This is a genomic window from Prosthecobacter sp. (assembly GCF_044373815.1).
Lineage (GTDB): Bacteria > Verrucomicrobiota > Verrucomicrobiia > Verrucomicrobiales > Verrucomicrobiaceae > Prosthecobacter.
In genome coordinates, this window is record NZ_JBIPNG010000212.1 from 1 (window position 1) to 10,718 (window position 10,718).

Consider the following 10,718-nt stretch of genomic DNA (forward strand, 5'->3'; position numbering starts at 1 on the left):
CGCTGATCTTGGACGCAGTGCCATTTTCCAGCAGTCCTTTCTTCCACCATTCCCAGTCGCTCACGGGAATGTCGCCCGGCGCAGTCACTGCTTCACCTCCCGGTGTGCGTAGTTGCCAGCCGCTCTCATCCTTGGGCATCCAGGCGATGTAGCACAGCTTGGGCTCGCCTTTGAATGGAACCTCGTTTGGCTGCTTGTCGGTTTTTGGTTTCGCGACCACAGCACGTTGCAATTCGCGGTCAGGAGTCGGTGCCGACGGGCGATTTGCATTCACGATCTTGGCCGGACTGCGACCCAAGTTTTGACTGGAAGCCAGCTCCATCTTTGATGCCACCCAGATCAGGCCGGCGATCACGCCAAGTGCCCACATCGCTTTCAGCGCTGGCTCTCGTCGCCGAAGCGTCCACCAGGCGATTCCCAGGCTCAACGCCACCAGGGCCAGCAGTTCGTTGGTTCCTAGCGGAGAGTTGTACTGGATAGCTGCAAGCACGACAGACAATGAAACGAACAGAACCACGAATACACCGACCGCTCGCAACCACAGGCCGGCACCTCCTTGCGAAAGCGGTTTAACTTGAGGCAACGGATGTTCCAGGCTTTCGACACTGGTGCGAAACTCCGCCGCGGTGGCGAAGCGCAGCTCGGGCGATTTTTCCAACGCACGCAGCACAATCTCATCAATGCGGACATCCACCTGCACCCGCTTCGACGGTGCTTCGAATTTGTCGGTGGGGCGCTCGCCGGTGAGCATCTCGTAAAGCACGACACCGAGTGAGTAGATATCGGCGCGATGATCGGCGGAACCGCTGGCCTGCTCCGGGGCGGCGTAGTCGGGGGTGCCGAAAGGCATGCTGGGAGCGGGGCTCTTCCCGTCCGTTGATTCACCGGCTTTCCCATCATCGACACAGCGGAGCGCGTCGCTGCCATCGACAATTTTCGCGATGCCGAAGTCGGCAATCTTCACCGTACCAGCCTTGTCGATGAGCAGGTTCTCAGGCTTGATGTCGCGATGGACGATGCCGTGGTCATGCGCACATTGCAACGCTTCACAGATGGGGGGGACGATACTAAGCGCCTCCTTGGGCGTGAGGCGCTTTGTTCGCAGGAGTTGACGCAGGTTTACGCCATCGATGAACTCCATCAGCAAGAAGTAAAAGTCTCCAGCCCGCCCAAAATCATGCACAGTGACGATGTGAGGATGGCTGAGCCTTGCCAAAGCCTGTGCCTCACGCTGAAACCGCTCGGAGAAACCGGGCTGGCCGGCAAGTTCGGCAGGCAGAATCTTCAGCGCCACGAAACGGTCGAGCTGTGGCTGGCGGGCTTTGAACACCGCCCCCATGCCACCACTGCCAATGAGAACGGTGATTTCCAGATGCGGAAAGGCGGCACGCACGGACTCCAAACTCGGCGGCACATAGGAAACAAAGCCGCCATCGGCCGTGGGAGCCAGCGCCTTGGCAAAGACGCAGCGCGGACAAAGTCCATGGACGGAATCCTCCGGGATCAGCACGCCGCACTGAGGGCAGGTGTTCGATGGGATCGTGGTCATGCCTGTTTCTTGGAGACTACGGATGGAAGGTTACAGCAAATCAACCATGCACGGAACAGAGGTAGCGCAGTTCGTCCTCGACTTCAGATTCGTCATCGAGCGTTAGCGCGATCTCCTGCCGCAGCAGTTCACGGAATCGTTTGCGCAGGCGATGCACCGCCACCTTCACGGCGCCTTCACTCATGCCCAGCTTTTTCGCAGTCTCTGCATGGGACGCCGCATCGTCACCCATCAACCACGGTTGCAATACTTCGAACTGAACAGACCGGCCGCCCCGGTGTTCTGCTGCAAGCGCGGCCACCGCACGATTCATCACCGCGACGGCCCATTCTCGATCAAACGCCTCTGCCATCGGTATAGCCGAGCGATCGTCGATCATAAGAGGCGGAGAATCTTCCGCACCGGCATCCAGGGATTCATGCACCATGCCACCGCCACGCTTTTCCCTGCACGCATGATTCTGCAATCCGATGACGAAGTATTTCACCGCGCCGAGTAGATAACTGCGGAATCTTCCTCGTTCCGGATCGGGTCCGGCGAATCCACGCTGCAACAAATGCGCGAAAAACGAATGCGTGTGGTCACGAGCCGTGTCCGGGTCAAATCCCGTGCGCCGCAAGAAGACGAAGACGGGCTGGTAATACGCCGCACATAGATCACTCAGCGCCGCCCTGCCCTCAGGGGACGAGGCATTCGCACGCAGCACCAAGGTCCAACGAGTTGGCATGAAACTGCCGAAAACTTGAGAGTGTTGCATGGGGGACTTGTGAGTACCTTGGAGATGTTGAATCAAAAGTTACACCTTGCATCAAGGGTGTTGTGGAAATCAGGCTGTTCACAGAGGCACGAAAGACCACCTGAGATTCGTTTACCCCCTATGAACAGCAGAGCAAACCGCTCCGTTTACAGCATCCCATGCTCCTTGAAGCTAAAGTAAGGCAGCGGGCGTGATTCAGCAGGAGTGCCAATGATGAGGTGGTCCTGGAGAAAAAGCCCGGTGGCTTCGGAGGCTTCACGGAGACGGCGGGTGATGCGGCGATCGGCCTCGCTCGGGGTGGGATCCCCGGAAGGGTGATTGTGAACGAGGATGAAGGCGTAGGCGTTATGGATGAGCACCTTCCGCAGCAGATCCCGTGGATGAGCAACGCATTCGTTCAAGCTGCCTTTGAAAGCCTCCTCACTGCGCATGACGGCGAGCTTGGTGTTGAGCAAAATGATGCGGACTGACTCGTGACCGAGGGCCTGCATCTCGGGGCCGATGTAGTCGTAGATGCGCTGCGGACGATCGAGGATGACCTCCGTATGCGATGGCTCCTGTGCGGAGCGGCGGCCAAGCTCAAAAGCAGCGGCGAGCAAGGCGGTTTTCGCAGGACCAAGGGCTTTGATTTTTCTCAAGATGGCAGGCTCCAGGCGGGAGAGGTCACGCAAGGATTTGTAATCTCGCAGGATGCGCTGCCCGATCTGAAGGGCATTTTCACCCTTGGTGCCGGTGTTGATGAAGAGAGCCAGGAGCTCTGCATCTGAGAGTGCCTGAGGGCCGAGACGGAGCAGACGCTCACGCGGACGGTCATTTTCAGGGATGTCGTGGATTCGACTCATGAATCGGCGTCACTTCACACGACTTAAAAAAGAAATTTCAATGAAGCGCCCGGCACTGGTCCAGGAGGCTGTGCAGATAACCGACAATGTCTTCTAGCGCCTGTTTGTGCGGCGAGGCATTGAGGCAGACCAAATCAGCACGGGCGTCGAGAAGCATGTTTTGCGCGAACTTGACGGCGCGCTCGACGGCTCCTTCGTAGTCGGCGATGCCAGCGAGAATGGTGGTGTCCATGGGCTCACCTTTGAGCAGCATGCGGTTAAGCTTTTGCTTCTGCGCATCGGTGGCTCCTTCGAGGAGATACAGGATGGGCAGCGTGAGCTTGCCACGAGCGAGGTCGGTACGGAGCGTTTTGCCCACGGTTTTTTCATCGCCGACGATGTCGAGGCAGTCGTCGTAGATCTGGTAGGCGGTGCCGAGTTTGAGGCCGTAGTCTTTCAATGCCGCCTGCACGGAGTCGGGCTGCTGGTTGAGACGGGCGCCAAGTTCACTGGCGGCGGCGAAGAGCGCGGCGGTCTTCATCTCGATCATCTTGAGATAATCGGTGACGGAGAGATTGAAATCAAAACGGCGCTGGGTTTGCAGGATTTCCCCAGTGCAGACATCACGCGAGGCACGAGCGATGGTTCGGCAGACATGCGTGTCTTCAAACTCGGTGGCGAGCTCAAGCGCGTAGGCGAAGAGGCTGTCCCCCAGCAGGACGCTGAGACTGCTGCCCCATTTGGCGACGGCGGTGGGCTGGGCGCGGCGAATGTCCGCACCGTCCATGATGTCGTCATGAACTAGGGAAGCGATGTGGACGAGCTCGAGAATGACGGAGAGGCGCGTGTGCCCTTCATTCGTACCACCCGTGGCACCTCCGGCGAGCACGGCCAAAGCAGGGCGGATGCGCTTCCCCGAAGTTTTACAGACATAACTCACATAACCTTCGACACCGGGATCAAACGCACGTGCTTGTTCGAGGATGGCCGTTTCCACGCGTTCCAAGTCTGCCCGCACGAGGTGAAACGGAAAAACAGGGTTGCTGGCGCTGAGGGCTGGGGCTGACATGGAATCTACCTCATTCCATCCACCACGGCAGGGGGTTCGTCAAATGCCGTGCAGATGCCTCGCAAAAGTGAACTTTCAAAAGAAATGAAAGCCGGGCTTCACTCTTTTCGTCGGGCGGCCAGAAGTCCGCCGACAATCGCATCTGCAAGTTTCTGGCGGTGAGCCGTATCTGCGCAGCGCAAGGCCTCACGCTTGTTGCTGAGATAGCCGCATTCTACGAGCACGGCAGGCATCTCGGTCTCGCGCAGCACCTTGTAATTGCCGTAAAAAATGCCGCGAGTGCCGCCAGCGACCCGGCTTTTGATCGAACGGCTGATGGCTGAAGCGAGCCATTTGCCGCGCGAACTGCTATAATACACCTCCCCGCCCGAGATGATGGTTTTGCGGCTGCCATTAAAATGAATGCTGACAAAGACTGACGAGGGGACGCGATTGGCGATCCGCGCCCGCTGTTCAAGTTCCACAAAGGTGTCCGTGCGCCGCGTCATGACGGTCTTTAGGCCTCTTGATTTCAGCGCTGTTTCGACACGCTTCGCGACATCGAGGCAGAGCTTTTTTCGACCAACCCATTCCAGACGGAGCCACCGTCTTTGCCGCCATGGCCTGCATCAATCACCACCGTGGAAAAACGCAGCCGCTCCTCTGCCACGACAGCCGCCGCACCTCCCACGAACAGCGCCAGACAGCAAGCAGCGATGCGTGAGGGGTGAGAAAACACAACCGCTAGGGAATTTTAAGCGTTCTGCCCGCTCGGATCTTGTCGGAAGACAGCCCGTTTGCAGCCTTGAGTTTCGCCACCGTAGTGCCGTTCCTGCGAGCGATTGCCCCGAGGTTGTCACCGCTCTTGATGGTGTATGAGCCGCCTTTGTGGGAGCTCTTGCTTCCGGAACTCTTGCCGCCGGATTTGGAGGAGGATTTTTTCTTGGAGGAACTGCGGGAGGAGGAGCCTCCATGAGAGGAACGCCAGGAAGAGTAGTCCATGCCAGCCCCCTGCCCGCCCTCGGCAGCCCAGTCACTTTTGTAATCACCGTTGGCCGCGAAGGGATAATCCGCATGCCCCAAACTGTGTGGCGGCGTGTCCGGCGACCCATGCAGATTGATGACCGGCAGGTCTTTGGGCAGCCCCTTGATGTGTCCAGAATTTTCACACGCTGCCAGCAATAGCAGCGGTAAGACCCAACAAACTTTGAGCAGCAATGGCGTACAATGGTTCATGCTAGAGTATGCGTCATTTTCGCCTGTTTCGTGCAGGAATCAATTCGCCGCATGAAAACGACTGATGCGCTGTTTGACCCGGGGGACGCCATTTTTATCCTTCACGAAAACAATGGTGCGCTCATGATAATACCCTGCCCCGCTAGCTGGAAGACTGTAGCGCCAGTTGGCAACATCAGCACTGGGGTCATTGCCTTCCATGGGGTTTCTGATCGTGCTATAAACAGTTCTGCCATCCATGCCGGGCCTCACCAGCGAGAAATTTCTTTCTGAAAACCCCATGGAGTAGCGCGTGCCTGTGGAGCCGATATGGAACACCGCATTGATGGAATCAGGGACGGAATAGCCGTATTTGACGGTGCAAAAAACAACCATGAGCGCCGGAATAAGGATGATCACGGCCGGGGTGAAGAAATACCAGTTCTTTTTGACGAATGCAGAATTCATGAAGCCCGCATGCTGGTGGAAACGATGGCCGCAGGCAAGGTAAAACACGTGGCAAATCAAGACTGCATATTGCTCAGCTTGTGACAAAACCATCCGACCTTGTACCCTGGCAGGTTTGCGCCACCGACCGTTTTCGCTCAAGGCAGAATCGTGATTCCGATCCTGCTGCCGTATTGATTACAAGTGCTGATCTGCAGGTGGAGATGCCGCTGCTGTTGTCGTGTACAACAGTTGACCATCTTGCACCCGAAGGTATTTCGCGGCCCCTTGGATGTCTTCATCACTGAGGCCTGGAACCACAAAGATCCGGCCACGCATCGCCCCGCGCACCGACATGCCACCGCGCACAATGGCACGCACGGTATCAATCACACTCTCATCCTGCACAAAGTTCAGATCTGCTGCCTGCGCCATCATACAAGTAGAGCACAGCTCCTGAGCATTACGGCGATCACGCGCTGCGTAGGCGGCATCATTTTGGCCTAGCATCGGCACCACCATTCCAACCATTACTCCAATAATGGCGATAAACATCAAGACCTCAAAAAGACTGAATGCCGAACAAGCTCGGCATTGCTGGGATTTGTGCGCGTGGTTTTTCATGGCTGCTTGTATCTATGATGGTAAATTGTGATAATTATTGCAAAGATGCAACCTTAAATTGTCAAATTTCAGTAAAAGAGTCATACGAGCGTCTCATATTTGATAATACCAAGACACACCGACATTCATTTGAAAACCCACCACGTGGATCACTGTTTGCCAAACCAAGCCAAAAACTCGCGATTGCCTTCCGTTCCTTGAATGGAGGACTCAATCAAACCACGCCATTCCAGTTCAGGCTGCGACTTCACAAACTCTTCAATTCGCGAACAGGCTTTGGCATGCAGTTCTGGTTCACGCACAATTCCGCCCTTGCCAATCTCCTCGCGTGAGAGCTCAAACTGAGGCTTGATCAAAACCAAGGCCTGACCACCCGAACGCAGAGCCTGCAGCACCGCAGGCAGGACCAGGGTAAGGGAAATGAAGGAGAGGTCAGCCACCAGGATATCCACCTCCTGGCCTATATCTTCCCGGCGCATATGCCGAAGATTGAACTGTTCCCGTGACACCACCCGTGGATCACTACGCAGCTTCCAGGCAAGCTGATTGGTGCCGACATCGAAGGCGAAGACCTTCACAGCGCCGCGCTGCAGCAGACAATCGGTGAATCCCCCCGTGGAGGCGCCCACGTCTAGCGCTGTCATGCCGGTCACATCAATGCCGAAATGCACCAGCGCACCTTCAAGCTTCAACCCACCACGGCTGACAAATTTGGGACGCTCACGAACGACGATCTGCTGGAGCTCCGCAACCAACCAGCCCGGATGGGTGATGCGCTTGCCCATGACACTGACCTCACCCGCCATGATCAGCCGTTTTGCCTGTTCACGTGAAGGCACAATGCCGAGCTTCAGCAAGGCGAGATCAAGACGTTCGCGGGGCATCTAGGATGATCGTTATTTCCGAATCGGCAGAATCAACTCGTCGCCTGCTTCAATGCGAACTCCAGGAAGCGAGGCCGTATTGTCGATGTCCACGACTGCTTCCGCCGCTTCGATGGTTTCACCCACGATCACGCGGCCTACCAGTCCATTGCCGCGTCGCACATCGAATTTCATTCCACCGGCCAGTTGTTTGTCTTTTCCGGCACTGATCACAGCGAAGCCCTGGTCGTTGTGAACTTCAATCACCTTGGCGAAGGCCGGCATGCCCAAAAGCTGCTTTTGCAGATCTGTCAAAGGTGCGGCTGCTGCTGCAGGTGAGGCATACGTGGCCGGGGTTCCTGGCATCAGGTTGCTTCCGGCCAGAGGCGGCACGGAGGTCGCCGGCACTTCCGGCGGTGGCGGCAAAGCTGTCACCGTGTCAGGTTTTGTCGGCATGGCCATCTCGTGGGCTGCCTGCTGCCTGCGCACCAGTTCGAGTTCTTTACGCGCTCCCTTGGCCTCCTCCTGTGCCTCCCAGGCCAGATAGCCGGTGATGGCGAGCAGAATGATCGTGAGAGCCAGAGCATAGTGAGAGAGACGCATGCCGCATGCTAGACGCAAGCTCCTCGCGGATCAACCCCCTCTCACTTCACCGAAGCAGTCCCAGCAGTTCGCGCATGCGCAGTTCGATGTTGAGCAGGCTGGCCTGCACGCCGGCCAGCCACTCCATGTCGGCTCCTTGGGGATGCTGCTGCACCAGCTTGTCCGTCGCATTCAAGGCCGCCGCAAACAGGGGCAGACTTTGTTCAAGATCGACCACCAAAAACTGCCATTGATCCTTTTCCGCCTGGGCAAACTGACGCAGGACATGGATGAGATGCGCAGCCAGATCCGCCACTGTGGACAGCAGACGCAAGACCGCCGGACGGGTGCGCACCTCCTCATTGAAGACGAGCAGGCTTTGAAAGCGCCGCAGTTCCTTGGCCAGCGCCGCAGAACGCGCCACGGGATTTAGACCAGTGCTCCCCTGCCCTTTTGCGGGGGTTTGGCGGGGCGGTTCAACAGTTGGATCACCCTTGATTGAGGCGAATGGATCGCTTCCGGGTTTGGCGGGTTGAAAAGGGTCGTCAAAACCGGGACTGTGCAAAGCGTCGGCGGATTTTGAATTGCGGCTGGTCCCCAGCAGGAAATGCTTCCGCCGGGCACGGTTCTGTCGCAGCAAGGCGGCCTCTTCTTCCTTTGTCAGCTGCCAGCGGGGTGACGAGACACGCATCTGCAAATGCCAGGACTGAATAAGGATGCGCTGGTGATCCTGATTGAACCACTCAAAAAACAGCAGGTTTTTCAGCCCGGGCGGCTCAGGCAAAGTACAGACCGTGCCAGATTGTGACCTTCGGCGCGGGAGTTTCAGCACGCGAGAGGAGGCTGTCATCAAACCACTGTATCCATACTGCATGGCCGAGATGGCATCCACGTGGTCCTCATTGGCATTTGGAAGCGGATTGTGAAAGTCCACCCGGCAACCGGCAATATCGCGCAGAAAATTACCCACCAATTCAACTCGTACGGGCTGATTCTGACCTGCGAGGTGAAACACACCTGTAACCAAGCCGGGCACTTCGTTGGAAAGGTACCCGCCAAGGATGGACGATTCGAGGCAAATAATCATTAATTGTCATATAAACTAGAGGCCAGTGGGGGGTGTCGCAAGCAGACATGCCTCTAATAAAGCAAAAATTAGTCCTAGTTTGGCGTGCCCCATTTTTTGTGGAACTGTGGCAAGATTGATGCTTGTTCCACAGCTCATGTGATGTTACGGCCCAGTTCCCCAAAACCTAAACACCAGTAAAAACATACCATGAAAGACCTCGTTTATCTCAGTCGCGCCTTCGTTGAATTTGGCCCCTTCGCCAAAAAAGAAATCCTCGATTTCCAGAAGCGCGGACTCCTCACTGCAACCGACTATCTCCGTGATGAAGGCAGCGACAGCTGGGTTCATTATCAGGAATGGCTGACCGTCGTCCCGATGCCTGCTCCAAAACTGGTCAAGAAGACCGCTGAAAAGACTCCTGCGGCCAAGGCCCCAGCTGCAAAGAAATCCAAGAAAGCCGCGTGATGCGGGAGCGAGGCGTGCAGCGTCTTGCCTGCTTGCGATCTCTTGTCTGATGCGCGCCCAGCCTCTGTGCTGGACGCGCATCTTTGTTCATGCGAATAGCCCGCGTGACAGAAGCCGATGCCATCACCTCCCGGACCTTGCGCAACGAACTGTGGCGCTCGATCCCCTCAGGGGTCATCGACACCCTGACAGCCACCTTCGGCATGCTCATCGCCGTGCGGGTGTTTCACATGAGCGATGTGGCAAAGTCCGTCTTCCTCAGCGCCACCAGTGGTGGCATGGTGGCCAGCTTGTTTGTTGTTCCACTTCTGCTGCGGGCCAAAAGCACCATCGCGCGCACAGCGGCCAAAGTGCAGTTGCTGGGTGGTGGCTGCATGGCTGTTTCAGCGGCGTTTCCACACAACCCTCTGCTTTATATTGGCGGTCTGAGCCTGGGCTTGTTCTGCCTGACCATGCAGATCCCTTTGCTGACGCAGATCTATCGCATCAATTACCCTGCCGAAAAACGCGGCAAGCTGTATGCGGTCACTGGGGTCACACGGGCGGCGGCGGCGGTGTGCTTCGGCTTTGTGGGCGGTAAACTTCTCGGCTGGGACATTGCGAACTACACCTGTCTGTTGTGGGCCTTCGCCGCCAGCGGCTTCATTTCAGGCTTCTGGACCTATGGACTGCCAGTCACCGCGTGGGAAGCACCGGAAAATTCCAGCACCAGCCTCTGGAGTTCCATGCGCTGGGTGCGGGAGGACCGCGATTTCCGCACGCTGCTCATCTCCTGGATGATGATGGGCATCGGCAATCTCGCTGCCGCATGCCTTTTCGTCGAATACCTCGCGAACCCACGCCACGGCATCAACTTGAGCGAGTTCAATGTCGCATGGATCACCGGGGTGGTGCCGGTGCTCGCTCGCGTCGTGTTTTCCTATCCCTGGGGACTGGTCTATGACCGCTTCCACCTCTTCACTGTGCGTGCGGTGCTGAACGTCTTCTTTGCCGCTGGCATCCTGTGTTTCTTCCTTGGACATAGCCTCTTCTGGTGGACCTTTGGCATGGCCTTGTGGGGCATGGCCAATGCGGGTGGCAATGTCACCTGGGCGCTGTGGGTCACCAAGCTCGCCGACAAACACGCCGTCGCCGAGTACATGAGTGTACATACCTTTCTCACCGGCGTGCGCGGCCTCATCGCCCCTTCCCTGGCTTTCGCGATGATCAAGGTCATGTCCTTCGACACTTTCGCCATCGTCTGCGGCATTACCATCCTCTCAGCCAGCTGCTTCATTG

At 57.1% G+C, this 10,718-nt stretch carries 14 protein-coding genes; 2 read left to right on the top strand and 12 right to left on the bottom strand.

Features of this window, described 5'->3' with window-relative positions; all coding sequences use genetic code 11:
• The 12 genes from ACIREA_RS17225 to ACIREA_RS17280 all read right to left on the bottom strand — a co-directional run.
• Positions 1-1,549, bottom strand: a 1,549-nt coding sequence (locus ACIREA_RS17225) for a serine/threonine-protein kinase (protein ID WP_397383552.1), incomplete at its 3' end; no start/stop codon positions are given.
• 40 nt (positions 1,550-1,589) lie between these two features.
• Positions 1,590-2,342 (bottom strand): RNA polymerase sigma factor, encoded by a 753-nt coding sequence (locus tag ACIREA_RS17230; RefSeq protein WP_397383553.1) that lies wholly within the window; start codon positions 2,340-2,342, stop codon positions 1,590-1,592.
• Between the two features lie 110 nt (positions 2,343-2,452).
• Complete coding sequence (radC, locus tag ACIREA_RS17235; RefSeq protein ID WP_397383554.1) at positions 2,453-3,148, bottom strand: DNA repair protein RadC; 696 nt, start codon at positions 3,146-3,148, stop codon at positions 2,453-2,455.
• A gap of 37 nt (positions 3,149-3,185) precedes the next feature.
• Positions 3,186-4,196: a polyprenyl synthetase family protein gene (locus ACIREA_RS17240; RefSeq protein WP_397383555.1), complete on the bottom strand. Its 1,011-nt coding sequence runs from the start codon at positions 4,194-4,196 to the stop codon at positions 3,186-3,188.
• Between the two features lie 98 nt (positions 4,197-4,294).
• Positions 4,295-4,771 carry an N-acetylmuramoyl-L-alanine amidase gene (locus ACIREA_RS17245; RefSeq protein ID WP_397383565.1) on the bottom strand — a complete coding sequence of 159 codons (477 nt, stop codon included), beginning with the start codon at positions 4,769-4,771 and terminating at the stop codon, positions 4,295-4,297.
• Positions 4,708-4,914, bottom strand: coding sequence for a hypothetical protein (locus ACIREA_RS17250; protein WP_397383556.1), 207 nt, complete (start codon positions 4,912-4,914; stop codon positions 4,708-4,710). Before ACIREA_RS17250 ends, ACIREA_RS17245 begins: the two co-directional genes overlap by 64 nt.
• Before the next feature lie 5 nt (positions 4,915-4,919).
• Positions 4,920-5,411, bottom strand: a complete 492-nt coding sequence (locus tag ACIREA_RS17255; RefSeq protein ID WP_397383557.1) for a LysM peptidoglycan-binding domain-containing protein — start codon at positions 5,409-5,411, stop codon at positions 4,920-4,922.
• A gap of 39 nt (positions 5,412-5,450) precedes the next feature.
• Positions 5,451-5,999 carry a hypothetical protein gene (locus ACIREA_RS17260; protein WP_397383558.1) on the bottom strand — a complete coding sequence of 183 codons (549 nt, stop codon included), beginning with the start codon at positions 5,997-5,999 and terminating at the stop codon, positions 5,451-5,453.
• Between the two features lie 36 nt (positions 6,000-6,035).
• On the bottom strand, positions 6,036-6,461 hold the full coding sequence (locus tag ACIREA_RS17265; protein WP_397383559.1) for a type II secretion system protein: 426 nt from the start codon (positions 6,459-6,461) through the stop codon (positions 6,036-6,038).
• Between the two features lie 149 nt (positions 6,462-6,610).
• A complete protein-coding gene (locus ACIREA_RS17270) occupies positions 6,611-7,345 on the bottom strand; it encodes a TlyA family RNA methyltransferase (protein WP_397383560.1) in 735 nt (244 codons plus the stop codon).
• A 12-nt stretch (positions 7,346-7,357) separates the two neighbouring features.
• The gene (locus tag ACIREA_RS17275; RefSeq protein ID WP_397383561.1) at positions 7,358-7,927 is read right to left on the bottom strand and encodes a hypothetical protein; all 570 of its coding nucleotides are present in this window, start codon (positions 7,925-7,927) and stop codon (positions 7,358-7,360) included.
• A gap of 46 nt (positions 7,928-7,973) precedes the next feature.
• Positions 7,974-8,993, bottom strand: a complete 1,020-nt coding sequence (locus tag ACIREA_RS17280) for a hypothetical protein (RefSeq protein ID WP_397383562.1) — start codon at positions 8,991-8,993, stop codon at positions 7,974-7,976.
• Positions 8,994-9,182: 189 nt separating this feature from the next.
• Between ACIREA_RS17280 and ACIREA_RS17285 the strand changes: the two genes are divergently transcribed.
• Both ACIREA_RS17285 and ACIREA_RS17290 read left to right on the top strand, forming a co-directional pair.
• Positions 9,183-9,440, top strand: a complete 258-nt coding sequence (locus tag ACIREA_RS17285) for a hypothetical protein (RefSeq protein ID WP_397383563.1) — start codon at positions 9,183-9,185, stop codon at positions 9,438-9,440.
• Between the two features lie 104 nt (positions 9,441-9,544).
• A partial coding sequence (locus ACIREA_RS17290) for a hypothetical protein (protein WP_397383564.1) occupies positions 9,545-10,718 on the top strand: 1,174 nt, incomplete at its 3' end.

What these genes read in the sequence shown, in the direction of transcription:
- radC (WP_397383554.1), bottom strand. Translation starts at nt 3,148, where the DNA reads ATGAGTCGAATCCACGACATCCCTGAAAATGACCGTCCGCGTGAGCGT.
- ACIREA_RS17240 (WP_397383555.1), bottom strand. Translation starts at nt 4,196, where the DNA reads ATGTCAGCCCCAGCCCTCAGCGCCAGCAACCCTGTTTTTCCGTTTCAC.
- ACIREA_RS17255 (WP_397383557.1), bottom strand. Translation starts at nt 5,411, where the DNA reads ATGAACCATTGTACGCCATTGCTGCTCAAAGTTTGTTGGGTCTTACCG.
- ACIREA_RS17265 (WP_397383559.1), bottom strand. Translation starts at nt 6,461, where the DNA reads ATGAAAAACCACGCGCACAAATCCCAGCAATGCCGAGCTTGTTCGGCA.
- ACIREA_RS17270 (WP_397383560.1), bottom strand. Translation starts at nt 7,345, where the DNA reads ATGCCCCGCGAACGTCTTGATCTCGCCTTGCTGAAGCTCGGCATTGTG.
- ACIREA_RS17275 (WP_397383561.1), bottom strand. Translation starts at nt 7,927, where the DNA reads ATGCGTCTCTCTCACTATGCTCTGGCTCTCACGATCATTCTGCTCGCC.
- ACIREA_RS17280 (WP_397383562.1), bottom strand. Translation starts at nt 8,993, where the DNA reads ATGATTATTTGCCTCGAATCGTCCATCCTTGGCGGGTACCTTTCCAAC.
- ACIREA_RS17285 (WP_397383563.1), top strand. Translation starts at nt 9,183, where the DNA reads ATGAAAGACCTCGTTTATCTCAGTCGCGCCTTCGTTGAATTTGGCCCC.